At 56.3% G+C, this 26,991-nt stretch carries 23 protein-coding genes and 1 pseudogene; 8 read left to right on the top strand and 16 right to left on the bottom strand.

Going from position 1 to position 26,991, the window contains the following annotated elements; genetic code table 11:
* Positions 1-98: 98 nt before the first annotated feature.
* From GFH31_RS07425 to GFH31_RS12890, 3 genes are read right to left on the bottom strand one after another with little or no spacing between them, the layout of a single operon-like run.
* Positions 99-875: a zinc ribbon domain-containing protein gene (locus GFH31_RS07425; protein ID WP_055202976.1), complete on the bottom strand. Its 777-nt coding sequence runs from the start codon at positions 873-875 to the stop codon at positions 99-101.
* Positions 876-891: 16 nt separating this feature from the next.
* A complete protein-coding gene (locus GFH31_RS07420) occupies positions 892-1,683 on the bottom strand; it encodes a Nif3-like dinuclear metal center hexameric protein (protein ID WP_118655602.1) in 792 nt (263 codons plus the stop codon).
* Positions 1,684-1,704: 21 nt separating this feature from the next.
* Positions 1,705-2,322: a MerR family transcriptional regulator gene (locus GFH31_RS12890; protein WP_216645964.1), complete on the bottom strand. Its 618-nt coding sequence runs from the start codon at positions 2,320-2,322 to the stop codon at positions 1,705-1,707.
* Between the two features lie 248 nt (positions 2,323-2,570).
* Here GFH31_RS12890 and GFH31_RS12885 point away from each other — a divergent pair.
* The 3 genes and pseudogenes from GFH31_RS12885 to GFH31_RS07405 form a co-directional block, all read left to right on the top strand.
* Positions 2,571-2,915, top strand: a pseudogene (locus GFH31_RS12885) (riboflavin kinase); the annotation flags it as partial.
* 63 nt (positions 2,916-2,978) lie between these two features.
* Positions 2,979-4,391: an adenosylhomocysteinase gene (gene ahcY / locus GFH31_RS07410; protein WP_055203570.1), complete on the top strand. Its 1,413-nt coding sequence runs from the start codon at positions 2,979-2,981 to the stop codon at positions 4,389-4,391.
* Positions 4,392-4,462: 71 nt separating this feature from the next.
* The gene (locus GFH31_RS07405; protein ID WP_153497721.1) at positions 4,463-4,702 is read left to right on the top strand and encodes a hypothetical protein; all 240 of its coding nucleotides are present in this window, start codon (positions 4,463-4,465) and stop codon (positions 4,700-4,702) included.
* An 80-nt stretch (positions 4,703-4,782) separates the two neighbouring features.
* Here the strand turns inward: GFH31_RS07405 and recJ are convergent, their stop codons facing one another.
* The 5 genes from recJ to GFH31_RS07380 form a co-directional block, all read right to left on the bottom strand.
* On the bottom strand, positions 4,783-6,549 hold the full coding sequence (recJ, locus tag GFH31_RS07400; protein WP_055202984.1) for a single-stranded-DNA-specific exonuclease RecJ: 1,767 nt from the start codon (positions 6,547-6,549) through the stop codon (positions 4,783-4,785).
* 89 nt (positions 6,550-6,638) lie between these two features.
* A complete protein-coding gene (gene lipB / locus GFH31_RS07395; protein ID WP_101573615.1) occupies positions 6,639-7,316 on the bottom strand; it encodes a lipoyl(octanoyl) transferase LipB in 678 nt (225 codons plus the stop codon).
* Positions 7,317-7,323: 7 nt separating this feature from the next.
* A complete protein-coding gene (gene lipA / locus GFH31_RS07390) occupies positions 7,324-8,208 on the bottom strand; it encodes a lipoyl synthase (protein ID WP_055202988.1) in 885 nt (294 codons plus the stop codon).
* Between the two features lie 208 nt (positions 8,209-8,416).
* Complete coding sequence (gdhA, locus tag GFH31_RS07385) at positions 8,417-9,772, bottom strand: NADP-specific glutamate dehydrogenase (protein ID WP_055202990.1); 1,356 nt, start codon at positions 9,770-9,772, stop codon at positions 8,417-8,419.
* 312 nt (positions 9,773-10,084) lie between these two features.
* Positions 10,085-11,641, bottom strand: a complete 1,557-nt coding sequence (locus GFH31_RS07380) for a hypothetical protein (protein ID WP_118655608.1) — start codon at positions 11,639-11,641, stop codon at positions 10,085-10,087.
* 94 nt (positions 11,642-11,735) lie between these two features.
* On the opposite strand from GFH31_RS07380, the gene GFH31_RS07375 reads away from it, so the two are divergent.
* Positions 11,736-12,917 (top strand): AIR synthase related protein, encoded by a 1,182-nt coding sequence (locus GFH31_RS07375; protein WP_055202994.1) that lies wholly within the window; start codon positions 11,736-11,738, stop codon positions 12,915-12,917.
* Between the two features lie 166 nt (positions 12,918-13,083).
* On the opposite strand, the gene GFH31_RS07370 is transcribed toward GFH31_RS07375, so the two are convergent.
* From GFH31_RS07370 to GFH31_RS07350, 5 genes are all read right to left on the bottom strand, one after another.
* Positions 13,084-13,308 carry a hypothetical protein gene (locus GFH31_RS07370; RefSeq protein WP_172970721.1) on the bottom strand — a complete coding sequence of 75 codons (225 nt, stop codon included), beginning with the start codon at positions 13,306-13,308 and terminating at the stop codon, positions 13,084-13,086.
* A gap of 177 nt (positions 13,309-13,485) precedes the next feature.
* On the bottom strand, positions 13,486-13,989 hold the full coding sequence (locus tag GFH31_RS07365; protein ID WP_101573611.1) for a hypothetical protein: 504 nt from the start codon (positions 13,987-13,989) through the stop codon (positions 13,486-13,488).
* Positions 13,986-14,480, bottom strand: coding sequence for a hypothetical protein (locus tag GFH31_RS07360; protein ID WP_118458072.1), 495 nt, complete (start codon positions 14,478-14,480; stop codon positions 13,986-13,988). The genes GFH31_RS07365 and GFH31_RS07360 overlap by 4 nt, the downstream gene beginning before the upstream one ends.
* A gap of 14 nt (positions 14,481-14,494) precedes the next feature.
* Positions 14,495-15,226 (bottom strand): bifunctional demethylmenaquinone methyltransferase/2-methoxy-6-polyprenyl-1,4-benzoquinol methylase UbiE, encoded by a 732-nt coding sequence (ubiE, locus tag GFH31_RS07355; RefSeq protein ID WP_101573607.1) that lies wholly within the window; start codon positions 15,224-15,226, stop codon positions 14,495-14,497.
* Between the two features lie 9 nt (positions 15,227-15,235).
* Positions 15,236-16,486, bottom strand: coding sequence for an ABC transporter permease (locus GFH31_RS07350; protein WP_153497720.1), 1,251 nt, complete (start codon positions 16,484-16,486; stop codon positions 15,236-15,238).
* A gap of 132 nt (positions 16,487-16,618) precedes the next feature.
* Between GFH31_RS07350 and GFH31_RS07345 the strand changes: the two genes are divergently transcribed.
* Both GFH31_RS07345 and GFH31_RS07340 read left to right on the top strand, forming a co-directional pair.
* Positions 16,619-17,398 (top strand): SDR family NAD(P)-dependent oxidoreductase, encoded by a 780-nt coding sequence (locus GFH31_RS07345; RefSeq protein ID WP_118458070.1) that lies wholly within the window; start codon positions 16,619-16,621, stop codon positions 17,396-17,398.
* Between the two features lie 91 nt (positions 17,399-17,489).
* Positions 17,490-18,179: a zinc metallopeptidase gene (locus tag GFH31_RS07340; RefSeq protein WP_101573601.1), complete on the top strand. Its 690-nt coding sequence runs from the start codon at positions 17,490-17,492 to the stop codon at positions 18,177-18,179.
* 91 nt (positions 18,180-18,270) lie between these two features.
* Here GFH31_RS07340 and GFH31_RS07335 read toward each other — a convergent pair whose 3' ends face one another.
* From GFH31_RS07335 to GFH31_RS07325, 3 genes are all read right to left on the bottom strand, one after another.
* Entirely contained in the window at positions 18,271-18,960 is a 690-nt protein-coding gene (locus tag GFH31_RS07335; protein WP_153497719.1) for a hypothetical protein, read from the bottom strand.
* 159 nt (positions 18,961-19,119) lie between these two features.
* Positions 19,120-20,727: a phosphoenolpyruvate carboxykinase (ATP) gene (gene pckA, locus GFH31_RS07330; protein WP_101573597.1), complete on the bottom strand. Its 1,608-nt coding sequence runs from the start codon at positions 20,725-20,727 to the stop codon at positions 19,120-19,122.
* 159 nt (positions 20,728-20,886) lie between these two features.
* Positions 20,887-21,303 carry a VanZ family protein gene (locus GFH31_RS07325; RefSeq protein WP_172970720.1) on the bottom strand — a complete coding sequence of 139 codons (417 nt, stop codon included), beginning with the start codon at positions 21,301-21,303 and terminating at the stop codon, positions 20,887-20,889.
* Positions 21,304-21,390: 87 nt separating this feature from the next.
* Here GFH31_RS07325 and hemW point away from each other — a divergent pair, with 87 nt between their 5' ends.
* Positions 21,391-22,518, top strand: coding sequence for a radical SAM family heme chaperone HemW (hemW, locus tag GFH31_RS07320; protein WP_118457951.1), 1,128 nt, complete (start codon positions 21,391-21,393; stop codon positions 22,516-22,518).
* Between the two features lie 79 nt (positions 22,519-22,597).
* Positions 22,598-26,860, top strand: coding sequence for an alpha-glucan family phosphorylase (gene glgP, locus GFH31_RS07315; protein ID WP_118457949.1), 4,263 nt, complete (start codon positions 22,598-22,600; stop codon positions 26,858-26,860).
* Positions 26,861-26,991: the final 131 nt, after the last annotated feature.

Here is a 26,991-nt window from a genome sequence, read left to right as displayed (position 1 = left end):
GAAATTTGCGGGAATCAAAAAATCTGCAAAATTTCCGGAAATACGGAATTTGCAGATTCGGGATAAGACGGATCGGGAAAATCCCGGAGCGTTTTGGCCTATTCTTCGGCGTTGTTTTCGTCCAACAAGTTGGATACCAGAATCCGGCCGCAATATTCGCAAACGATGATTTTCTTATTCATCCGGATGTCCAACTGGCGCTGGGGCGGGATGCGGTTGTAACAGCCGCCGCAGGCGTCGCGTTTCACGGTAACGACTGCCAATCCGTTGTGCACGTTTTCGCGGATGCGTTTGTAAGCGGCCAGCAGCCGGCTGTCGATTTTCACGGCGGCGGTTTCCGACTGCACGGCGAGGCTTTCGATCTCTTTGGCCGTCTCCTGGTCGATGCTTTCCAGCTCCGCTTTCTTGGCGGCGAGGTCGATTTTGCGGTCTGCTACGATCGCCTGAGCGTCTTCGATCATTTTTTTCTTGACCTTGCTGTCCGCACTGTATTCCTTGATTTTTTTCTCACACAGTTCGATCTCCAGCTTCTGGTATTCGATCTCCTTGGACAGGGAATCGAACTCCCTATTGTTGCGGACGTTGTCCTGCTGGTGTTCGTATTTGGCGATCAGCGTTTTGGCCTGCTCGATCTCTTCCTTGCGCTGTTTGGTCGAAGCCGTCAGTCCGTCGATCTCGGACGTGATGTTGGCAATGCGGGTTTCGAGACCGGCTATTTCGTCTTCGAGATCCTGCACTTCAAGCGGCAACTCACCCTTGATCTTGTTGATTTCGTCGATTTTCGAGTCGATTTTCTGGAGCTCGTACAACGCGATGATCTTTTCCTCTACGGAATAGTCGTTCGATTCGTTGTTTTTTCTGCTGGATGTCGCCATATCTGTAAGAAATTTCTTAAACTAAATAATTTACCGGGTTTATCGAATGTTCACTCTTGCGAACTGCAAAAGTAGCTATTTTTTTTGTAATAATATCATGCAAAAGCGCTATTGCGCAATATTCGCTTTCGAAATGTCCTACGTCTGCCGCGACGATCCGTCCGTCCGGAGTGTAGAAATCGTTGTATTTGAAGTCCGACGACAGGTAGAGATCCGCGCCCGCAGCGACGGCGTCTTCGATCATCGAAGCTCCGGCTCCGGTGCACAGCGCTATGCGTGAGACGGTTTCGCGGCACAGGGCGCTGTAACGGATCGCGCCGCAGTTTAACAGTCGTTTGGTCTCTCGCAGAAACTCCAGCGTCGGGCGCGCTCTGCCGGGCAGTTCCCCGACGATGCCGAACCCCGATTCGGGAACTGTTTCCGGATTCGGTTTCAGCGTCCGCATATTTTGCAGTCCGAGCAATTGCCCGAGCCGGAAACTCATACCCCCGTCGGCGCTGTCCAGATTGGTGTGCGCGGCATAGAGCGAGATGCCGGCGATCAGGCAGCGCGCGGCGATCCGTTGCGAAGCGTCGGCCCCGACGATCCGGCGTAACGGGTGGAACAGCAGCGGGTGATGCGACACGATCAGGTTGGCCCTGTGCCCGATCGCTTCGTCGACGACCGTTTCGGTGACGTCCACGCAGATCAGAACGCCCGTCAGTTCGGCGTCCGGGAATCCGATGTTCAGCCCGCTGTTGTCGTAGGTTTCCTGCAGTTGCAGCGGAGCGAACTCTTCGATGACGGTTGCTACGTCGCGTATTTTCATGTCGTTCGTTTTATCGGATGGTTAAAACAGCGATTGTTCGACGATTACCGGACGTCGGGGCTGTTCCGGTTCGGGCGTTGCGGTCGGTTCTTCCGTGCGGGCGGCCTCTTCCGGCAGGTCGAAACGCGGCGCGGCGGTCGCCGGCTGCGGCGGGATCGGGATCTCGCGCTGCAAAAACCGCGGTACGGCCGGTCCTTCGACGGATTCCTCGGCGGCGGGCGGCGCGTCCGGCACGGCTGCGGCATCGGCTTGCAGCGACGGTGGCGCGGTCTCCGGCACCGAGGTGTCGATGAAGATTTCGTCGCCGCCCGATTTCAGCTCTTCGCGGACTTCCAGCAGCAGGGCGCGCATACCCTGTAGTTTTTCGATGATCTCGAGGTTGCGCTCCACGCCTTCGCGGTTGTCCCGCAACCGTTTGGCCGCTCCGGCGAGCGTCATCCCGTTCTCTTTGACCAGGTGATAGATCAATTTCAGGTTTTCGACGTCTTTCGGCGTGAACAATCGGTTGCCCTTTTTGTTCTTGTCGGGTTTGAGGATGTCGAATTTCTGTTCCCAGAAACGGATCAGCGACGGATTGACGTCGAACATCTCCGACACCTCCCCCATCGTGTAGTATATTTTGCGGTTTTTGCGCTCCATCGTGTCAAAATATGCGTACCCTTTCGTAGCCCAAGCAAGGTACAAAAAACAAACCTTTTTGTCAATGCCTTTTCCGAATTTCCCGTCCGGCGGAAAGCGGATGCGTGACATTCCGTTCGCAAATCTTGATTATTCTTTCTACATTTGCAGGCACAAATGTAAGCAATAAAACAGAATCCGCAGCCTGTTTGCCGTTTCCGGCGGAGCTTTCGTCCGGGGTGCGCGGCGTGCGGAGTTTATTTTTCAGGATGGATTTTCAGATTACGGGCGAAGTGGTCGGCGGAAACCGGCTCGGCCGCCGGCTCGGTTTCCCGACGGCCAATCTTGCCGTAGGCGAGTCGGTGCCGGCGCGTAACGGCGTGTATGCCGCGCATTTCACGGTGGACGGGAAGGTATGGCCCGCGATGGTGAATCTCGGGCGTAAGCCGACGGTGGGCAGCGGTTTGGATCGGGTGCTCGAAGCGCATGTGCTCGGGTTCGACGGCGATCTGTACGGTCGCACCGTTACGGTCGACCTGTTGGAATTTGTTCGCAGCGAACGGAAATTCGGGTCTGTCGAAGAGCTTCGGCGGCAGATCGAAGCTGACCGGGCGCAGATCGTCCGGTTTTTCGAAAAGAACGGGAAGAAGAACGATAATCATAAAAAAATACGGAATATGTTGTTGGATTTGAATTTGCCTTACAAAGTGGCCGACATCGCGTTGGCCGGCTGGGGACGCAAGGAGATCGAGATCGCCGAGAAAGAGATGCCCGGACTGATGGCCGTCCGCCGGAAGTACAGTGCGCAGAAACCGTTGCAGGGGGCCCGCGTGATGGGGTCGCTGCACATGACGATCCAGACGGCCGTGCTGATCGAGACGCTGGTCGAGTTGGGAGCCGACGTGCGGTGGGCCAGTTGCAACATTTTTTCGACGCAGGACCATGCCGCCGCCGCAATCGCCGAGGCCGGCGTGCCGGTGTTCGCCTGGAAGGGCGAAACGCTCGAAGAATACTGGTGGTGTACGGCGATGGCGTTGAGTTTTCCCGGCGGCAAAGGTCCGAATCTGATCGTTGACGACGGCGGCGACGCTACGCTGCTGGTTCATAAGGGATATGCGGCCGAGAACGATCCGAAAACGCTCGATTACGCTCCGTCCAACCATGAAGAGGCGGTGATTCTCGACGTTCTGAAAAAATTGTTGGCCGAGGACAACGGCAAATGGCACCGCACGGTGGAGGCGTTGAAAGGGGTTTCCGAGGAGACTACGACCGGCGTGCACCGGCTGTATCAGATGCAGGCCCGCGGCGAGCTGCTGTTTCCGGCCATCAACGTGAACGATTCGGTGACCAAAAGCAAGTTCGACAACCTGTACGGTTGCCGCGAATCGCTGGCCGACGGGATCAAACGGGCGACCGACGTGATGATCGCCGGCAAGGTGGTGGTCGTATGCGGTTACGGCGACGTGGGCAAAGGCTGCGCCGCGAGTATGCGTTCTTACGGAGCACGGGTGATCGTGACCGAGATCGACCCGATCTGCGCGTTGCAGGCCGCGATGGAAGGATTCGAGGTGAAGACGGTCGAAGACGCCCTGCCCGAAGGCAATATTTACGTCACGACGACCGGCAACTGCGATATCCTGCGGGTCGAACACATGGAAAAAATGCGCGATCAGGCAATCGTCTGCAACATCGGGCATTTCGACAACGAAATCCAGATGGATAAGTTGAACGCCTACCCGGGGATCGCGCGCACCGAGATCAAACCGCAGGTCGACAAATATACGTTCCCCGACGGACACGCCATTTTCGTGCTGGCCGAAGGGCGTTTGGTCAATCTGGGTTGCGCGACCGGCCATCCGTCGTTCGTGATGAGCAATTCGTTTACGAACCAGACGCTGGCGCAGATCGAGCTGTGGACCGAAAAGATGGAGGTGAACGTTTACCGCCTGCCAAAGCACCTCGACGAAGAGGTGGCTCGGCTGCATCTGGAGAGCCTCGGCGTGCACCTGACCAAACTGACGCAGAAACAGGCCGATTATATCGGCGTGCCGGTCGAAGGTCCTTACAAGGCCGATTTCTACCGGTATTAGGATAAAACGGTATTTCATCGCTCTATCGGAAGCGACTTCTCGGACGGGGAGTCGCTTTTTTGTATATGTGTTTGGATTATAGGAATATTTTTTTAGCCGAGGGAACGGTCTTCAACGGGGTTGGCGGAACCTACCGGCTCGACGGGGATACCTATACCGAAACGATCGATTACGGCTTGCCGGGGATGGTCCGTTTTATCGGGAAACAGGCCGTCTATCAAATCGGCGTAGAGCGGGATACGATGCGGATATCGGGAGTGCTCGACGATCAGATCGAAGTGCGGGAGGTCTGGGTCAGGGTGCGGAAATAACGGAGAAACGATGCCCGTTTGCAATAAAAAGAGACTATCGCCGCATTGCGGGACAGTCTCTTGCGTTTTTCCTCGGAAAATTATTTTACGGGCGTTTTTTTGATGTCTTTGATTCGCAGTTGGGCCGACACGGTGCCCCGGTAGTGGTTCTCGACGACCGAATAGCAGACGTCGATGCATTTGCCCGAACGCACATGCTCGTAATGGGTCGGTTGCTGGAACGCGATGGCCGGGATCGATGTGTTCGGTTTCTGTCCCTGGATCAGGTCCATTTTCAGGTGTTCCTGCTCCGCCCCGACCAACCGGGCGTCGCCGCGGTTGCTGACGCCGCGCGTTACGAATACCGGCGCGTTGTTTTCCGGGCCGAACGGTTGGAAACGGTTCAACGTCGTCCGGAATTTGTGCGTGATGTCGCTGAACAGCAATTCCGAGTCGATCTCCACCTGCGGGATCAGCATTTCGGGATCGATGTGCTCCTCGACATAATCGTTGAACCGCCGCGTGAACTCTTCCACGTTTTCGGGCCGCATCGTCAGGCCTGCCGCATAGATATGTCCTCCGAAATTTTCCAACAGGTCGGCGCACGATTCGACGGCCTGGTACAGGTCGAAACCCGGCACGCTGCGCGCCGAACCGGTGACGTACCCGTTGCTCATCGTCAGTACGACGGTCGGCCGATAGTAAGTCTCGATCAGCCGGGAGGCCACGATGCCGACGATCCCCTTCATCCATTTCGGATTATAGATCACCGTGCTTTTGCGGTTTTTCAGTTCCGGCCGGCTTTCGATGATCTCGTGGGCTTCCTGTGTGATCGAACGGTCGATGTTCTTGCGGTCCTGATTGCAGGTGTCGATGAAGGCCCCGTATTCGGAGGCGACCTCTTCGTCGCGCGCCACCATCAGGTATACGGCCGAGTGTCCGCCCGACGGAGCGGCGTTCTCGTCGTCGGAATCGACTTCCATGCGGCCCGCCGCGTTGATACGCGGCCCGATCTTGAATACGATGTCGTCGATGGTGATGACATGCTTGTCGAGGCCGCAGATTTTAATGATCGACGAAAGGCCCTTGCCGGGCTTTTCGTTCAGGCGTTTGAGGCCGTAATAGGCCAGAATCCGGTTTTCGCCTACCAGCGGCACGATGTCCGAGGCGATGCTGACGACTACCAGGTCGAGCAGGCATTCCACTTCCGAGAAAGGCAATCCTTTGAACTGACAATACCCCTGTAGCATTTTGAACCCTACGCCGCATCCCGACAGTTCCTTGAACGGATAGTTGCAGTCGGGCCGCTTGGAGTCGAGCACCGCCACCGCTTCGGGAATGGTGTCCCCCGGCAGGTGATGGTCGCAGATGATAAAGTCGATTCCTTTGGTCTTGGCATAGGCGACCTTTTCCGTCGCTTTGATCCCGCAGTCGAGCGCGATGATCAGCCCCACGCCCTTGCGCTGCGCGTAATCGATCGCTTTGACCGAAATGCCGTAGCCTTCGGTGTAGCGGTCGGGAATGTAGAACAGCAGCGACGAGAGTCCCAACCGGCGCAGGAACGAATAGACCAGCGCGACGGCGGTCGTTCCGTCTACGTCGTAATCGCCGTAGACCATGATCGGCTCGTTTCGTTTGACGGCTTCGTCGATCCGTTCGACGGCGCGGTCCATATCCTTCATCAGGAACGGATCGTGCAGGTTCTCCAGTTTCGGGTTAAAGAATTGCCATGCTTCCTCTTCGGTTTCGATGCCACGCTGAACAAGTAGGTTGGCAAGCACCGGCGGGATGTCGAGCGCGGCGGCCAGCGCGGCCACCTTCGCAGCATCCCCTTGGGGCTTGAGTACCCATCTTTTTTCTGCTGACATAACGTTTTTTATTTATTAATTGCTTATTAATCAAATTTTAATCCGTCCCTGTTTCCCGGGCGACGGGCCCCGGCCCTTCCCGCGTGCCGTCACCGTACCTCGCAGCGGAGCAATTGTCCGAAATGCGCGGCGAATTTGCGGGCGACCTCTTCCAGCGTCGGCCGCATCCCGGTCTCCTTTTCGATCGACGTGACTCCTTTGTCGACGAATCCGCACGGATTGATGTACGAAAAATAGCGCAGGTCGGTCGTTACGTTCAGCGCGAAGCCATGCATCGTTACGTAACGGGACGCTTTGACTCCGATCGCGCAGATTTTTCGCGCGCGCGGGGAATCTCCTTCGATCCATACGCCGGTCGCGCCGGCGAGTCGTCCGCCGGCGATACCGTATTCGGCGATCGTCCGGATCACGCTCTCCTCGATCGTCCAAATATAATCCTTCAGGTTCGTGCCGAGCCGTTCGAGATCGAGAATCGGATAGCCGACCAACTGTCCGAGACCGTGGTAGGTGATGTCCCCGCCGCGGTCGGTCTGGAAATAAGTGGCCCCGATCCGTTTCAGGAAACCGTCGTCGACCAGCAGGTTCGACGCGTGTCCGCTTTTGCCGAGCGTATAGACGTGCGGGTGTTCGACGAAGAGCAGTACCTGCTCCGCTTGTCCGCCACCGTTTCGTTTGGCGTCCAGCAGGGCGTTGAAGAAGCGTTTCTGCTCTTCCCAGGCTGCGGAGTATTCCGTCCGTCCGACGTATTTGCTGGTAACGGTTTCCATGTTTCGTTTATTTTTTGCTTCCGCAACATTGCATCGCCTTCTCGGCCATGTAGGACGAACGCACCATCGGGCCGCTTTCGACGTAAAGCATACCGCGTCGCAGCGCTTCTTCCTTGTAAGTTGCGAATTTTTCAGGAGTTACGTAATCTGCGACCGGCAGGTGTTTCAGCGTGGGCCGCAGGTATTGGCCGATCGTCATAATCCGGACGCCGTTGGCGACTAGGTCGTCGATCGCGGCGAGCACTTCGTCGTCGGTTTCGCCGAGACCGACCATCAGGCCGCTTTTGGTTCGGCAGCCCGACCGCGCGATATGCGACAAAGTTTTGAGACTGACTTCGTAACGGGCGCGCGAGCGCACCTGCGGAGTCAGCCGGGCGACGGTTTCGACGTTGTGTCCGATAATATCCGGTTTGGCGGCGATCACCGTGTCGATCAGATCTTCCCGCGCATCGAAGTCGGGAATCAGCAATTCGATCGAAGTATCCGGATTTTCGCGGCGAACGGCCCGTACCGTTTCCGCCCATATTTCGGCTCCGCCGTCGGGCAGATCGTCACGCGTTACGGAAGTGACGACACAATGTTTCAATCCCATCAATCGAACGGAACGGGCGAGTTTCTGCGGCTCATCCGGGTCGGGCGGTAACGGTTTTCCGGTGGCTGTCGCACAGAACTTGCACGAACGGGTACAGATTTCACCCAGGATCATGAAAGTCGCTGTTCTGCGGCTCCAGCATTCGGCTTGGTTGGGGCATCGTCCGCTGCTGCATATCGTATGCAGCCCATGTTCCTGTACGATGCGAGCCACTTCGCCGAAATTACTACTGTTATGGAGCTTGATTTTCAGCCAGTCCGGTTTTTTATGTCGCGTTACCTCATCATGACAATCAGGCATTTTTAATTTTATTTACTTTCCAATTGCTACAAATGTAACGTTTTTTTTCAAAATCGAGCCTGTTTCGGGATAATAAATTGCGACGGAACGTCGGATTCGGGATGATTTTTTATCGTTTGTTTTTGCTGCCGGCGCTTCCTGCCGCGCGAAACGAAAAAACGTTCCCGGATTTCCGGGAACGTTTTTAATATCAGGAAAGTAAAGGATCTTATACGCAGCCCTGGGCCAGCATGGCGTTGGCCACTTTCATGAAGCCGGCGATGTTGGCGCCGTTGACGTAGTTGACGTATCCGTCGGGGCCGGTGCCGTATTTCACGCAAGCGGCGTGGATGTCTTTCATGATCGAGTGCAGTTTCTGGTCGACTTCCTGCGGAGACCATGACAGACGCATCGAGTTCTGCGTCATTTCGAGGCCGGAAGTGGCTACGCCGCCGGCGTTCGACGCCTTGCCCGGCGAGTACAGCAGTTTGTTGTCCAGGAAGGCCTTGATCGCTTCGGGCGTAGAGGGCATGTTGGCGCCTTCGGCAACGCAGAAACAGCCGTTTGCGATCAGCGTTTGGGCCTCGTCGCCGTTCAGTTCGTTCTGCGTGGCGCACGGCATCGCGATGTCGCATTTTACGCTCCACGGACGCTGTCCTTCGTAGTAGGTGGCTTCCGGATATTTTTCAGCGTACTCTTTGATGCGGCCTCGGAAAATGTTTTTCAGTTCCATTACATAGGCCAGCTTATCGGCATCGATGCCTTTCGGGTCGTAGATGTATCCCGACGAATCGGAAAGCGTTACGACCTTGGCGCCGAGCTGGGTCGCCTTTTCGCAGGCGTACTGCGCCACGTTGCCCGATCCGGAAATCGCTACGGTCTTGCCTTTGAAGCTTTCGCCCCGCGTAGCCAGCATCTCCTGGGCGAAGTAGCAGGTGCCGTACCCGGTGGCTTCCGGACGCAGCGGACTGCCGCCCCAGCCGAGGCCCTTGCCGGTCAGCGTGCCGGTAAATTCGTTGCGCAGCCGCTTGTACTGGCCGAACATGAAGCCGATTTCGCGTCCGCCCACGCCGATGTCGCCGGCCGGCACGTCCGTGTTTGCTCCGATGTGACGTTGCAGTTCGGTCATGAACGACTGGCAAAAGCGCATTACTTCGTTATCGGACTTGCCTTTCGGGTTGAAGTCCGAGCCGCCCTTGCCGCCGCCCATCGGCAGCGTCGTCAGGCTGTTTTTGAAGGTTTGCTCGAAGGCGAGGAACTTCAGAATGCTCAGGTTTACCGACGAGTGGAAACGGATGCCGCCTTTATAGGGGCCGATCGCGCTGTTCATTTCGACGCGGTAGCCTTTGTTGATCTCGATCTCCCCCTTGTCGTTGAGCCACGGAACGCGGAACATCACGATTCGTTCGGGTTCGGCGATGCGTTCCAGGACTTTCATTTTCTGGAGCACGGGATTTTCGAGGATGTACGGGGCCAGCGATTCTACGACCTCGTGTACGGCCTGGTGAAACTCTTTTTCACCCGGATTTCTGGCGATGATATCGGCCATGAAATCGTCGACATACTTTTGAACGTGTTTTTCCATAGGATTCGGAATTTTATAGAGATTTGTTTTTTCGCACTGTCGGTGTTTGCGACCGTAAAAATAGGTGAATAATATCAGAACGGCAAACGACGATCGGGCATTCGGCCGGCGGATCGTACCGGTGTTAAAAATATAACGGTTCGATTCGTTACTAAATGTTTTTTAAATTTCCGGTATTGATTTCAAATGATAAGCCTTTTGCGAAATCTGGCCGAAAATTGTCAGCGGATAAAAAAAAATTATTTTTTTTAAATTACAATTTAACATGCGCGCTGCGACGGGATTTTACGCCGTCCGCATTTTTCGTGCCGGCTATTTCCCGCCGTTCTCTTCGAGAAACCGCCTGCGAATGATCTCGGCGACCGAACTCCCCTTTTGTTTGCTCTCGAGCCACGACAAAATGTCGAGGTAATAAAACGTCCGGCGTTCGAACGGGTGGTGCTCGAGCGGTTTGAGCCGTTCGTACAGTTGGCGCAGCTCTTCTTTCAGGTTGGTGGCGTACATCGAGTTGAGCCGTTTGAGGAAGGCCATGATCTCCTGTTGCACCTGGTGCATGTCGTTCATCTTGACCAGGAACAGGCACACCGAGCGCACCTGGTAGTCCAGGTTGTAGTCGATGCCCGCTTCGTAAGAGGCGATCAGGTTCAGGATGCGGGCGTAGCATTGCAGATCGCGGTGGATGCGCGGATCGCGCGTGCTGATGATCCTTCCGAGGTAGTCCATGCACTTGCGGTAGTCGCCGTGTCCGAAATAGAGGCAGGCGATTTTGTAGCAAAGCACCATCCGGTGGTGGATATCCAACTCGGTCCCGTAGTCGCGGATATACCGCTCCACTTCCGGGATCATCCGGATGCCTTCCGCGAATGTGCCTTCCCAGAAATGCTTGTTGATGCGGTTGACGTAAATGATCTGCTGCCAGATCATCCGGGCGTTGTCGTTGATGGCGGCGATCGAGTCGGCTTCGTCTTCGAAGTCGTCCAATTTCTGGATGAACCGCCGGTAGCTGCGCAGCAGATAGAGTCCGTCAAGCAGCCGGGAGTATCCCCGCAGGTAGAGATCGTACATCAGCTCTTTCATGTGCGGCGCGCTGTCGAACAGCAGTATCCAGCGACAGACGTATTTGTAGCACGTCAGCATATCGTGCCGGATGTAGTTGTACCAGACCTGCGCCTGGTACAGGTATACTTTTTCGGTGAACGAAAGCTGCCGTTCGTCGTCGTATTTCGCCAGCGTCGGGCCGTAGACCTGGACGATCATGTCGAGGTCTTTCTGCGTACGGGCGTATCCCAGTTGCAGGTAGAGCCCGTAGAGCTGCGACCCGCTGTTCGACAGTTCGTTGATGTTTTTGATCCGCGTGCACAATTCGGCGACTTGCCGGCTGACCGTTTCGCTTTTGGCGACCAGTCCGCGGGAGACGCTCAGCGTCCCGAGCCTTTTCTGAAACTCGATGATTTCGATAGCCTGTGTGTACTGTTCGTAGAACAGCGCCTGTTCTTTCGCCTTTTCGAGGATCTTGGTGCTTTGCCGGAACAATCCCTTGTCGTACAGGATGCGGGCGAAGTCGATCTGTTCGCGAAGCTGGATCGGAACCGTGCGTTGCGCGTCGAGCAGCCGGATGCTGACCAGGATCTGTTTGTAGAGGTGCGCCTTCATGTTCGGCAGCTGTTCCTTCTTGATCGGGCAGCGCTGGAGGATTTTCGTTTCGTCGTATTCGTCCAACGCGTCCATGCAGTCGAAAAGCGAAATGAACTTCGCTTCCTGGTTGCCGGACAGGCGGGTGGCGTAGAGTTTGAAGTTGCGCTTCTCCGCCTTGCTCATGCTCCGGATCAGGTCGTATACGGACTCTTGTTTTCCAGTTACGATGTTCATCTTTTTCGGATTTGTAACAAGCAAAATTACGAAAAAATACAGACAAACCGAAATTTAATGGCTATCTTTGTAACGCATTATTCGAACTGAAATTATGTCTGAATCATCATCACGTTACGCGGGACGCGGGGTTTCGTCGTCGAAAGAGGACGTGCACGCTGCGATCAAAAGCATCGACAAGGGGCTTTACCCCAAGGCGTTTTGTAAAATCATTCCGGATTTTCTGTCGGGCGACGACGGGTCGTGTCTCGTCATGCATGCCGACGGAGCCGGCACCAAATCGGCGTTGGCTTACGCTTACTGGCGGGAAACCGGCGACTTGTCGGTGTGGAAAGGCATCGCGCAGGACGCGGTCGTCATGAATACCGACGACCTGCTGTGCGTCGGCGTGACCGACAACATTCTGCTGTCGTCGACCATCGGGCGGAACAAGCACCTGATCCCCGGCGAGGTGATCGCCGCGGTGATCAACGGCACCGAAGAGTTTTTGCAACACTTGCGCGAACTGGGGGTCGGGATCTATTCGACCGGGGGCGAAACGGCCGACGTGGGCGACTTGGTGCGGACGATTATCGTCGACAGCACCGTAACGGCGCGTACCCGGCGCAGCGACGTGATCGACAATGCGAATATCCGCAGCGGCTGTTATATCGTCGGACTCAGTTCGTCGGGACAGGCGACCTACGAGGACGAATACAACGGAGGGATGGGCAGCAACGGATTGACTTCGGCCCGGCACGACGTTTTTGCGAAGATCGTCGGCGAGAAGTATCCGGAAACGTTCGATCCGGAGGTTCCCAAAGATTTGGTTTATACCGGTAAATACCGTTTGACCGATACCGTAAAGGGATGTCCGCTGACGGTCGGCAAACTGGTGCTGTCGCCGACGCGGACATACGCTCCGGTTGTCCGGGCAATGTTGCAGGAGCACCGCGGCGATATTCGCGGCATGATCCATTGCAGCGGCGGCGGACAAACCAAAATTCTGCATTTTATCGACAAGTTGCACGTGGTCAAGGATAATCTGTTCGAAACGCCGTTGCTGTTCCGGATTATCCAGCGGGAATCGCAGACGCCGTGGCGCGAAATGTACAGCGTGTTCAACATGGGACACCGGATGGAGCTTTACGTCGACAGCGAAGCCGTGGCGGACGACCTGATCCGGATTTCGAAAAGCTTCGGGGTCGATGCGCAGGTCGTCGGTCGTGTCGAAGCGGCCGATAAGGCTTCGGTGACGATTACGCATCAGAACGGGACGTTCGATTATTATAAATAGGACGGGATCCGTTTGAAGAAAACGGCAAGCCGGCTTCCCCCGATCGGGGGAAGCCGGCTTGCTTTTCGGTCGGAAACCGCCGGTTTCTTTTTTGGGGCAAAAAAATAAAGGGTCTTCCTGGAAGATCCTTTACTTTTTATCTGTAAGCGTCCGAAAACGCCCGCGATTATTGAGCGGCAGCAGCCGTGTCGGCAGCGGCAGCGGTCGTATCGGCAGCAGCAGCGGCAGCGGCGGCAGCAGCAGCTTCGGCGGCAGCGATCGAATCGGCAGCCTTGGCAGCGGCGATCGAGTCGGCTTTGGCTTTTTCAGCGCCGGCGTTACCGCAAGAAGCGAAAGAAACGCAGGCAGCAACAACTGCGAGCATCATTACAGATTTAGTAAAAGTTTTCATAGTGACAAGAATTAATTGGTTGAATTATTCAGGCGCAAAGGTATAAAAATGATTGGTTATTGGAACAGTTATCCAGTGAAATTTTTGCCGAAAAATGAATTTTCCCGGTAAAAAATTTGGTTTTGTCGGATATTTTTCGTATAACCGAAGCGGCGCCGGGATCGAAAGCCCCGAATATTACTCTTTTGCGGCGGCATTCCCGGCGGAACTGTCGGGGAGAAGCGACTGGCTCTCCTTGAAAGACGACAACGGAATCTCTTCGCGGGCGACGAATGCGCGGTCGAAAGCGTCTTTGATCTTTCCCCACAGGATGGTCGCTTCTTCCGCAGTCAGGCAGTTGCCGACGGTGACCTTGAAATAAGGAGTGTCGTAAGTCATGTCGGCCGGTATGCCCGGATATAACTCCCGAAAGCGGCTGAGCGCATTCTGCCCCGCCGAACGCGCGTTCTGGCTGTTGTCCGAAAAGATGCGTACCCGATATCCGCGTATTTTGACGCCGGACTGGTTCGTCTGCATCGAACTGACGGCCGAAGCGGCCGTGCCGTGCTCGGTAATCTGTATGCGGCTGCCGTAGGAACCGTCCGGTGCGGCCAGTTGGTTTTTAAACCCGCCCAGTCCCTGGGCTGCGACCGTGGCTGCGGCAGCGGCGAGCGGCAGCAGGATCGTCATGAACTTTTTCATAGATCGATATTTTGCAGGATGTCGGAAAGCTTGATCCCGAACTGCCTGAGAAAGCGTTCGGTCTCCATATCCTCGATTACGTATTTTTTGCGCATCAGGCCGGCCCGGGCTACGACGACGCCGGAGACGGTCGTTCCTTGGACGCCCCGCGACAGCGTGCTCATTACGCCGATCGCGCCGAGCATACCGCCTTCGAAACGCACGTTGACCGGAACGCGCACCGTACCGTCGAATTTGCGAGGCAGTTTTACCTTTTCGTCCACCCGGGCCTGAACCAGCGTTCGGTCGCCCTTTTTCAGCGTCAGTTCGGCGCGCGCGACCGTGAGGTTCGTTCCCGATCCGTTCGACGCGCGTACGAACAGGTCGATGGCCGTCTGGGAAGTGCCTACGGACTGGACTTGTACGGATTCGATTCCGTCGTAGGAGAGATCTTCGACCCGTACGCACGAAACGATCGGCAGTATCAGCAGCAGGATAATCAGTTTTTTCATGGGCTTGATTGTTTTTACGTCGATGAAACGGGCTTTTCGGCGCTGTAAATCTGCGCTACGCCGCCGAACAGGTTTTTGAAACGCGCGTTGCGGAAGCCCGCGTCGCGGAGAATTTCGGTGAAGCGTTTCCCGTAGGGAAATTCGCCAACCGATTCGGGCAAGTAGGCGTAGGCCGCGCCGTCTTTCGAGATCATTCCGCCGATCCGGGGCAGCACCCGGAGAAAGTAGAATCCGTAACAGGCTCTGAAGATCCGGTTCTGCGGCATACCGAATTCCAGCACGTAAAGCCTTCCGCCGGGCTTCAGGGCCCGGTACAGGCCGGTCATTCCGCCCGGCAAGTCTTCGAAGTTGCGGACGCCGAACGCTACGGTGGCGGCGTCGAACCTTCCTTCGCCGTATCGGGGCGTCTCGGCGTCTCCCTGCGACAGCCGGATGCGGCCGGAGAGTCCTTTCCGTTCCACCTTTTCGCGGCCGATGGCCAGCATCCGTTCGGAGAGGTCGATGCCGGTGATCTGCGCTGCGGGACACGCTTCGGCCAGCATGATGGCCAGGTCGCCCGTGCCGGTCGCCATATCCAGGATTTCGGCGGGCCGGTGCAGGCGCACCATTCGCACCACCCGGCGGCGCCATCCCCGGTCGATGCCGAGCGACAACAAGTGGTTCAGCAGGTCGTACCGGCGGGCGATCCCGTCGAACATCGTTCGCACCTGTTCTTTTTTGCTTTCCGTCTGGTTATAGGGTTTCATCGTTCGGCACTATTCGAAGCGGATCGTTTTCTCCGGCAAAATTAGTGAAATTATCATCGTCGGCAAAGCCAGCAGCGCTACAATGAACAGGAAGGTCGCGGCATTCAGCAGCGCCAGCCACCCCCAGTCGATGAAAATCGGTACGGTGGTCAGGAAATATCCCTCCTGGCTCAGCGAAATCCATCCGGTGCAGTGCTGTAAGAGACACAGGCCGATGCCGACCACGTTGCCCCAAAACATTCCTTTTATAATGACGAACGACGAGCGGATCACGAACATCTTCTGCAGGGCGCGGTTCCCCATGCCGAGCGCTTTCAGCGTGCCGATCATCGACGTGCGTTCGAGCAGGATGATCAGCAGGGCGGCGATCATGTTGAACAGCGCCACGAGCAGCATCACCGTAATGATGACTCCGGCGTTGACGTTGTGCGCGTCGAGCCAGTCGAAGATCATCGGGAAACGCTCCCGGATGTTGATGACGCGCAACGAGTCGTGTTCGTCTCCCGTCAGGTTGTCGAAAACGACTTGGTAGACGTCGTCCGTAAAAGGCTCCAGCCGTCCGAAATCGGACGTGGCGATTTCGAACCCGGTGATCTGCGTCGAATCCCATCCGTTGAGTCGCTGGACGTTGCGTAGGTCGGTCAGCACCATCATGTGGTCTATTTCGCTGAACTGCGTGTCGTAAATGCCCGCGACCCGGAAGAGGTCGCGCCGCGGCGGATCCTGGATGAACAGCATTTCCAGCGGATCCCCGACCGAAACTTCGAGCAGGTCCGCCAGCGAACGGGAGACCGCGATATCCTTGGTGCGGACGCCGCTTTGCACGTCGGGCAGTTCGCCCTCCACGAGGTTTTGTCGGAAAAACGACCAGTCGTACGTGCTGTCCACTCCCTTCAGTACGACGCCCTGCATCGCGCGTTCTCCGCGCGGAATGCCGATCGTGACGGCATAGGGATGTATTCCCGAAAAATTCCGCACGCTGCGGATTTGCGACAGGAACGGCTGGTTTTTCGAAATGGGAACCGTTTCGTACGAAACGTTCCCGTCGAGGTTGACGATCTGAACATGGGAACCGAATCCGCTCAGTTTCGCGGCGATCTCGCGCTTGAATCCGAAAATCACGCTGAGCGATATGATCATTACGGCGATGCCGATCGCGACGCTCAGCGTGGCGATGCGCACCATTACGTTGTTTTTGCGCCCGCCGGTTTGCGTCGCGATTCGCCGCGCCAGGAAATATTCGAGGTTCAGTCTGCCCATATCGCCGTAAAATAGTTTAAAAGCTACAAAGTAACGTAAAATTTCGTATTTTTGCATATAATCGGGAAGTCGGTTTTTGCGCCTGCGCGCAGAACGGGCGAAAAAACGCTACCGTATTAATAAAATGCCGTTATGGAAAAGACAGCTTTGGTTACCGGCGCTTCCTCGGGAATAGGGACTGCCACCGCCCGCGCACTGGCGCGGCTGGGGTACGACCTCGTAATCACCGGGAGGCGCACCGACCGTTTGCAGAAACTCAACGACGAATTGGAAAGAGAGTACGGCGTGAAAGTGCATGTGCTGGGATTCGACATCCGGGACCGTTTTCAGACCGAAGGCGCGCTGAGCGCGTTGCCCGACCGTTTCCGGGAAGTGGACCTGCTGGTCAACAATGCGGGACTGGCGTCCGGTTTCGAGCACCTCGACGAGGGCGACCCGCACGACTGGGAACGGATGATCGACACGAACGTCAAAGGGTTGCTGTACGTGACCCGCGTCGTGTCGGGGTGGATGATCCGGCGCGGCAAGGGAGGGCATATCGTAAACCTCGGTTCGATCGCCGGAACGCAGGCTTATGAGAACGGAGCCGTTTACTGTGCTTCGAAACATGCCGTGCACGCGCTTTCACAGGGGATGCGGATGGATTTCCTGAGTCACGGGATCAAAGTGACCGAGATCCGTCCCGGTATGGTCGATACCGAATTTTCGACGGTGCGTTTCCACGGGGATAAGAAACGGGCCGCGGAGGTGTACCGCGGCGTCGAACCGCTGACCGGCGACGACATTGCCGGGATCGTCGCATGGGTCGTTTCGCTGCCGCCGCACGTCAATATCAACGACATCGAGGTAATGCCGTCGCAGCAGGCCAATGCCTATATGACTTTCCGGAAACAGGAATCCGAAACAACGTAATAAAGCGCGAGCAAAAACGTTTTATTCTTAAAAACAGATCATAAGTTGAAACCGCACGTCTTGCAGCGTGCACAAAGAAAAAAGTTGAAAAATGTATTTAGGACCAATCAATGCGGAATGGGTGTTGCTGATCGTTATTGCGATCGTCGGTTTTATCGTGCAGGCGAAGCTCCAATCGGTTTTTAAAAAGTATTCCAAAGTGATGTTTCCCGGCGGTCTGACCGGTAAGGACGTGGCCGAACGGATGCTGCACGACAACGGGATTTACGACGTGAAGGTGGTTTCGACGCCGGGGCACCTGACCGATCACTACAATCCGGCCACGAAGACCGTCAATCTCAGCGAGTCGGTTTATAGCAGCAACAGTGTGGCCGCGGCGGCGGTAGCCGCCCACGAGTGCGGCCATGCCGTGCAGCACGCCCGCGAGTACGCTCCGCTGAAAATGCGTTCGGCGCTGGTGCCGGTGGTTAGTTTTTCGTCGCAGTGGGCGATGTGGGTGATTATTGCCGGAATGTTGCTGCTGAATACCTATCCGGCGCTGTTTTGGATCGGGATCGGTATGATCGCCGTATCGGCCGTTTTCAGTCTCATCACCCTGCCGGTCGAGTACAATGCTTCGGCTCGCGCGATGGAATGGCTGACCGGCAGCTACACGTTGAAGGGCGAACAGGCCGCGCAGGCGAAAGAGGCGTTGGCATGGGCGGCGCGCACCTATTTGGTCGCGGCTCTGTCGGCGGTCGTGACGCTGATCTACTATATCGGGATCGCCCGAAGGCAGTAAGATTTTCGATCGCATGAATCGATAAGGGACGGTTTTTCGAAAAACCGTCCCTTAAATTTTTGTCCCGATGGCGGGATGCGCCGCGCGATCGTCAGTATCCTGCCTCCGTGATCCGGTTCAGCACATCTTCCAGGTCGGCGCAACTCTTTTCGATCGACCGGGCCAGGTCGCCGAACGGATTTTTGACCGTGTAGTTGTGGCAAGGCGGATACTCCATCACGAACCTTACGGCCGCCACGGTCCCTTCTCCCGACGGGAGCGTATCCCGGAGCGCTTCGGGAAAGCGGCGGGAATCCATGTACAGGCCCGTGCGTATCGTTTCCATATCCGATACGCATCCCGCAATGGCGTCGTTGATCGAATTCTCGGCCAGCCGGATATCGTCGATGACCGACAGCAGTTCGGGCTCCATGTACTGCATCGTCCCCGATTGTTTCAGGATGTCTTCCGAGGCCGACGTGGAGGTGAATACGTTTTTTTCGAGCAACAGCGTCAGGAATTTTCCGAGCATTTCGGGCGGCAACGTGTCGTAGCGGTCGCCGGCCCGTACGATGCGGTCGGTGGAAGCGCAGATGCGGCGGCAGTTGTCGGCGGTTTCCCGGTAATACTCGAACGATTCGCGTGCATCCGCTTTCAGCACCGCGATGACTTCCCGGATGTCCTGACGGTGGTTGTACTCCTGGATGGCCCTGTCCGTCCCGAAAGTCAGGACGATACTGGCCACTACGGCGATAAAGTTCGGGAAAAACGCTCTCCACGTTTCGGTTTCAAACAGATTCATCGGTTGGGTTCGTTTCATGTTCCGGCGGTTTCGGGGCCGGACGCAGGTTTGTCTAACGACTAAGGGTAATGATTTTGGCGCGGAGATCGGATGCGGGCCGAAGAAAAAAATCCCGGCGCAAAAACGCCGGGATTTTTTCGGTTATAAAGGATTCTCGTCTTAAAGTTTCGGGCCGGCGGCAACCAGTTTCTTGCCGGCTTCGTTGCCTTCGAATTTCTTGAAGTTCTTGATGAAACGTTCGGCCAGGTCTTTGGCTTTGGCATCCCACTGCGCGGCTTCCGCATAGGTGTCGCGCGGATCGAGGATCTTCGGGTCTACGCCCGGCAGCGCGGTCGGAATTTCGAAGTCGAAGTACGGCATCTTTTTGGTCGGAGCCTTGTCTATCGAACCGTCGAGGATCGCGTCGATGATTCCGCGGGTGTCCTTGATCGAAATACGCTTGCCGGTTCCGTTCCATCCGGTGTTAACCAGATAGGCCTTTGCGCCGGAAGCCTGCATTTTTTTCACCAGTTCCTCGCCGTATTTGGTCGGATGCAGCGACAGGAAGGCTGCGCCGAAGCAGGCCGAGAAGGTCGGAGTCGGTTCGGTGATGCCGCGTTCGGTTCCGGCCAGTTTGGCGGTGAAGCCGGACAGGAAGTAGTATTTGGTCTGTTCCGGGGTCAGGATCGAAACCGGAGGCAGCACGCCGAAAGCGTCGGCCGACAGGAAGATCACCTTTTCTGCAGCCGGGCCTTTCGAAACCGGTTTAACGATGTTCTCGATGTGGTAGATCGGATACGAAACGCGGGTGTTTTCGGTTACCGATTTGTCGGCGAAATCGATCGAACCGTCCGCACGCACCGTTACGTTTTCGAGCAGCGCGTCGCGCTTGATGGCGTTCCAGATGTCCGGTTCGCTATCCTTGTCGAGGTTGATCACTTTCGCGTAGCAGCCGCCCTCGAAGTTGAAGACGCCGTCGTTGTCCCAGCCGTGCTCGTCGTCGCCGATCAGCAGACGTTTCGGGTCGGTCGAAAGGGTGGTTTTGCCGGTGCCGGACAGCCCGAAGAAGATTGCGGTGTTGCCGCCCTTCAGGTCGGTGTTGGCCGAGCAGTGCATCGAAGCCATGCCTTTGAGCGGCAGCAGGTAGTTCATGTAAGAGAACATGCCTTTTTTCATTTCGCCGCCGTACCAGGTGTTGATGATGACCTGCATCTTTTCGGTCAGGTTGAATACGACCGCCGTTTCGGAGTTCAGCCCCAGTTCCTTGTAGTTTTCCACTTTGGCTTTCGACGCGTTCAGTACGACGAAGTCGGGTTCGCCGTAGTCGGCCAACTCTTCGGCGGTCGGGCGAATGAACATATTGGTCACGAAATGAGCTTGCCAGGCCACTTCCATGATGAAGCGGATCTTCAGGCGGCTGTTTTCGTTGGCTCCGCAGAACGTGTCGACGACGAACAGGCGTTTTTTCGAAAGCTCGTCGGTGGCGATGTCTTTCAGCACTTTCCAGCTCTTTTCACTGATCGGCTTGTTGTCGTTCTTGTATTCGTCGGAAGTCCACCAAATCGTGTTCTCGGTTACGGCGTCTTTCACGAAAAATTTATCTTTCGGAGAGCGGCCGGTGTAAACGCCGGTCATCACGTTTACGGCTCCCATATCGGTTACCTGTCCTTTTTCGAAACCTTGCAGACCCGGTTTGGTCTCCTCTGCGAACAGTTGATCGTAAGAGGGATTGTGTACGATCTCGGTAACGCCCGTGATCCCGTACTTGCTCAAATCAATCTTTGACATAATTTTAATTTATTTAGTTAATGCTCCTCTTTCGGAAGTATCGTTCAGTCCGGTTTTATCCGGTAATCAGCGGCAAAGATACGTATTGTTACCAAAATAACAATTAAAATATTAAAAAAAATTATTATCGGTTCGCTCCGATAAATTTCTGTTAAGCAGTTAATTGTCGTTGTTCGGGGGCGTTTCGTTCCCGGAATCTTTTTTAAAAATCAGTCGTTCGGCCAGCCGGGCGAGCGGAATCCCCGCCAGCGCTCCGGCCGAATTGGCCGCGAAGTCCAGCCAGTCGGCGCTCCGGTCGAAGTACTCCCCTTGCAGCAGTTCGATGGTTCCGGAAAAAATAATGGCGCACAAGGCGACCCAGATCCGGTTTCCGCGCGACGGTTGCAGCCACAGCAGCAACAGAAGCACCTGTCCGAGATAGAAACAGAAGTGGACGATCTTGTCGAAATGGGGGATCCGGGCCAACCATCCCATCGGGGGCAAATCGTCGCCCGGACTCAGCGACCCGTAGAGAATTACCGCCGTCCAGACGAAAAAAAGGACCCCGGCGACCTTTATATGTCTCTTTTTTTCCATATTTTTGTAATCATCGGAATCCGTGCGGAAACCGCCCGCAAAGGTATGCATAATAACCGTACGGATCGTTTTAATACCCCAGATTTTATGGCCGGCATTTACATTCATATCCCGTTTTGCAAAAGTAAATGCCATTACTGCGATTTTTATTCCTGCACGTTGCTTGCCAAAAAAGAGGCCGTGCTCGCTGCCGTTGCGGACGAGTTGGCCTGTCGTGCCGGTTTTCTGCAGGGCGAACCGGTGCGGACGGTTTACGTCGGCGGCGGCACGCCGTCGCTCTGCACGCCGTCGGAACTGGGGGCGTTGATCGGCCGTATTCGGGACGTTTACGACGTATCCGGGCTGCAGGAGGTAACCGTCGAAGCCAATCCGGACGACCTGACGGCGGATTGGCTGACCGCGCTGCGAGTCGAGGGCGTGAATCGGCTCAGCATCGGAATTCAGTCGTTCATCGACCGCGATTTGCGGTGGATGCACCGGCGCCACGATGCGGCATCGGCCGTGCGGGCCGTCGGGGAGGCGCAGCGGGCCGGCTTCGAAAACCTGACGGTGGACCTGATTTACGGCATCCCGCAGATGAGCCTCGCGGAGTGGGAACAAAACCTCGGACAGGCGATCCGGCTCGGCGTACAGCATATTTCGGCCTATCACCTTTCGGTCGAGCCGGGAACCGTTTTCGGCAAACGCCTGCGCCGCGGCGCGTTGCGCGAAATCGATCCGGAACGGAGCGTAGCGCAGTACCGCTTGTTGCACGAGATGCTGACCGGAGCCGGGTTCGAACATTACGAGATTTCGAATTTCGCCCGGACGGGATTCCGATCGCAGCACAACGGCAATTACTGGAACGGCACCCGTTACCTCGGCGTCGGGCCGTCGGCGCATTCGTTCGACGGGGCGCTCCGGCAGTGGAATGCGGCGGACGTGCGGCTCTACTTGGAGCGCGAACCGCGGCAGGAGCATTTCGAAAGCGAAACGCTGTCGGAACATGCCGCCTACAACGAGTTCGTGATGACGTCGCTGAGGACGGCGTCGGGGCTCGACGCCGACGTGCTGGAACGCCGATTCGGGGCACGGAAATTGCAATATTTCACGCGGCTGGCCGTTAAATTTCTGGCCGAAGGGACGCTGGTACGCACGGGCTCCGCGTATCGCATTCCGTTTGAACACTATCTGATTTCGGATACGGTGATATCCGATCTTTTTTATGTGGAATGACGCCGGGATTCCGGAAACAAAACGTATCTTTGTTAGGAACGTTAAATTGAAAATCAAGTATATCTAAAAATAGATGAAAATGTCAAACAACGAAGAAGTTAAGAAGATGCCCGACTATCTGTTCGAGGTGAGTTGGGAGGTGTGCAACAAGGTCGGCGGCATCCATACCGTGATCGCAACCAAAGCGTTGACAATTTCGAAACAGCTGGGAGACCATTACATCCTGATCGGACCCGACGTGCACCGCGAGGATGTCAACCTCGAATTCGAGGAGGACCCGGCGCTGCTCAAGGAGTGGAAACAAGTGCTGTTCGCCAATCATAACATACGGGTCAAGACCGGCCGGTGGAAAGTCAAAGGGAAGCCGTTGACGATCCTGGTCGATTTCAGCCAGTTTTTCTCGAGCAAGGACGATGTGTTGAAATTCCTGTGGGAGAGTTACCGGGTCGATTCGATCAGCGGGCAGTGGGATTATATCGAGCCCGTGCTGTTCGGTGCGGCGGCCGGCAAGGTGATCGAGAGCTACGTGAATTATTTCTGTTCGGCGACCGACCGGGTGGTGGCTCATTTCCACGAATGGATGACGGCCAGCGGCGGATTGTACCTACAGAAACATTCCCCTTACGTCGCCACGGTATTTACCACCCATGCGACGGTCATGGGGCGTTGTATCGCCGGCAACGGACTGCCGCTGTACGGCGATATGACGCGGTTGAACGCCGACGAACTGGCGCGGCGGTTCAACGTGGTTGCCAAACATTCGCTGGAAAAGACGTCGGCCGCCAATTTCGACTGTTTCGCGACGGTCAGCGACCTGACGGCGCGCGAGTGCCGCTATCTGCTCGGCAAAGAGGTCGACGTCGTTACGCCGAACGGCTTCGAGGACGACATTGTCTGGGAAGAGGCCGAGTTGCTCGAGAAACGCGCTTCGGCGCGCAAGGCGATGATCGAAGTCGCCGAAGCCTGTCTCGGCGTCAAATACGACCGCGAACCGCTGATCGTCGGAACCAGCGGGCGTTACGAGTTCAAGAACAAGGGACTGGACGTGTTCGTCGATTCGCTGTTGAAGCTCTCCGAAGACGATTCGTTGCAACGTCCGGTGCTGGCCTACGTGACCGTGCCGGCCGGAAACAACGGGCCGCGCAAAGACTTGCAGGCGCACCTGAACGATCCGAACAACCCGATCGATCCGAACGTGCTGCGCAATACGACGCATTATCTTTCGGCTCCGGAGTGGGACCCGATCATCGGCCGGATCAAAAATTCCCGCCTGATGGACCCGGCGTGTCCGGTACAGTTGGTGTTCGTGCCTTCGTATCTGAACGGAGACGACGGGATTTTCAACAAACACTACTACGAATTGCTGTGCGGCATGGACGTGACGGTATTCCCGTCCTATTACGAGCCGTGGGGGTATACTCCGCTGGAAAGCATCGCTTTCTCGGTGCCGACGATCACTACGTCGCTGACCGGGTTCGGCCTGTGGGTCGACGGCAAACTGAAAGAACACAAGGGCGTCGACGTGATCGCGCGCAACGATACGAACGATTCGGAAGTAGTTGCGGCCATCTCGGACGCGCTGAAAAATTATTGCGCGATGGATCGGCAGCAATACGATTCGTACCGGGTGTCGGCCCTTGAGATATCGAAGATCGCGCTGTGGAAAAACCTGATCGAATTTTATTACGAGGCGTACCGGAAGGCCAACGACCGGGCGACGACGCGGAACAACCGCGCCGCATACGACGGGGGCGGCGCGCATACCGAGCAGATCAACTTCGTCAAACAACAGTTGGTTAGCAATACCCCGTCGTGGACGCGTCTGATGGTCGAACGCAAGCTGCCCGAACGACTGCGTCCGTTGGAAGAACTTTCGAAAAACCTGTGGTGGTCGTGGACGATGAGCGCTTACGAGCTGTTCGAATACATCGACAACGTGCTGTGGGTCAAATGCGAAAAGAATCCGATCGACTTTCTCGACAAGCTGACCTATTCGCGGATTCTGGCGCTTGAAAAAGACGAAATATTCCTCGGCAAGATGGATGCGGTGTACGCGCAGTTCGAGGATTATATGCGGCAGAAAGCCGATGCCGAAGGGCCGAAGATCGCCTATTTCAGCATGGAGTACGGACTGCACAGTTCGCTGAAAATCTATTCGGGCGGACTCGGGATTCTGGCCGGAGATTACCTGAAAGAAGCCAGCGACAAGAACGTGCCGATGGTGGCGGTCGGATTGCTGTACCGTTACGGTTATTTCACGCAGCGGTTGTCGGCTTCCGGCGCTCAGGAAGCCAGCTACGAGGCCCAGAATTTCCTGAAGCTGCCGATCACGCCGGTGCGCGACGAGGAGGGGAACTGGATGGATATCCGGATCGCTTTCCCGGGACGGGACATTACGGCGCGCATCTGGCGCTGCGACGTGGGGCGCACCGAGCTGTATCTGCTCGATACCGATCACGACCTGAACCAGGAGGAGGACCGTTCGATTACGTTCCACCTGTACGGCGGCGACTGGGAAAACCGGCTCAAGCAGGAGATGCTGCTCGGCATCGGCGGTATCCGGGCGTTGCGGGCGCTGGGCATTCGGCAGGATGTGTACCATTGCAACGAAGGCCATGCGGCTTTCACCGGGATCGAACGGATCCGCAACCTGATCCACAATAAAAAGCTGTCGTTCAGCGAAGCCCTGGAGGTGGTGCGTTCGTCGTCGTTGTTCACGACGCATACGCCGGTTCCGGCCGGACACGACGCTTTCCCCGAATCGATGATCCGGCAGTACATGTCCCACTACCCCGACCGGCTGGAGATCACGTGGGAGCAATTCATCAACCTCGGCAAGACGAATCCGAACGATCCGAACGAAAAGTTCTCGATGAGTTTTTTGGCCTGCAACCTTTCGCAGGAGGTCAACGGGGTGAGCTGGCTGCACGGCGAGGTCAGCAAGGAGATCCTCGGCGGCATGTGGCCGGGGTACTTCAAGGACGAGCTGCATATCGGCTACGTGACCAACGGAGTGCATTTCCCGACCTGGTGCGCCGCGAACCTGCGCCGGCTGTACGCCCGGTTTTTCGGGGACGGGTTCCTCGAAAAGGATTACAAGATCTCGGCATGGCAGAAAGTGCATAATATCAGTAACCGGGAGTTGTGGGACGCCCGTCTCGTGCTGAAAAACAAGCTGATCGACCATATCAAAAAACGCGTCAGCGATCCGAAGCAGTTCCGGTTCGACTCGCCGCGGCAGATGATCCGGATTCAGGAGGCGCTGAAGCCCGACGTACTGACGATCGGTTTCGCACGCCGCTTCGCCACGTACAAACGCGCGCACCTGCTCTTTACGAACCTCGATCGGCTGAACAACATCGTCAACAATCCGACGTGTCCCGTGCAGTTCATTTTCGCCGGCAAGGCGCATCCGAACGACAAACCCGGCCAGGACCTGATCAAACGGATCGTCGAAGTGGCCGCGATGCCGCAGTTTACCGGGAAGATCATCTTCCTGCAGAATTACGATATGGAGTTGGCCCGCCGGATGGTGCAGGGTGTCGACGTATGGCTCAATACGCCGACCCGTCCGCTGGAAGCGTCCGGCACCAGCGGCGAAAAGGCCGTCATGAACGGCGTGATGCAGTTCAGCGTGTTGGACGGCTGGTGGGTCGAGGGATATCGCAAAGGCGGCGGATGGATGCTGCCGATGGAACGGACGTTCGACGACCAGGGTTTCCAGGACGAAATGGACGCCGAATTGATCTACAATACGATCGAGGAGGAGATCGTGCCGAAATACTACCGCCGCGACGAGGAGAACATTCCGAACGACTGGATCGAATCGGTCAAGATCTGCGTGGCGGATATTGCGGCCAACTTTACGACCAATCGGATGCTGACCGATTACGAGGAGCGTTTTTACCATAAGCTGTACGACCGGAACCAGCAGATGGTAGCCCACGACTATACGCAGGCGCGCGAGATCGCGGCCTGGAAACGGCGGGTCAGCAGCCGGTGGGACAAGGTGCATGTGATCAGCGTAAAGCGGCTCGACATGGGCAAAGAGGCCATCTTGATCGGGCATAGTTACGACATCGAGGTAATCGTGGACATCGACGGGCTCGCTCCGGAGGACATCGGCGTGGAAATGATTCTTTCCGACCAGATCATCGACGGCAACGTGCGGGTGGTCGCCAAACGCGAACTGAATTTCGTGCGCGAGGAGGGTACTCAGGCCTATTATTCGATCCAGTCCACCCCCGAGGCGACCGGTTCGTTCGATATGGCGATCCGCGTGTTCCCGAAGAACGCGAAACTGCCGCACCGGATGGATTTCGCTCTGGTGAAATGGGGTTGATAATCAGCCTGATGTCCGAACGACGCGTTCGATGAGGAGCGTGTCGGCGAAGAGCGCTCCCTCGCTGTCGGAAAGGCTTTTCGGCGCCGCAAATTTTTATTGGATTTCGCGCAATTTTTTCTTAAATTTAC

This window comes from Alistipes sp. dk3624 (assembly GCF_009557455.1).
GTDB lineage: Bacteria > Bacteroidota > Bacteroidia > Bacteroidales > Rikenellaceae > Alistipes_A > Alistipes_A hominis.
The sequence above is the reverse complement of the archived record's forward strand: the minus strand, read 5'-3'. Positions and strand labels throughout refer to the sequence as shown.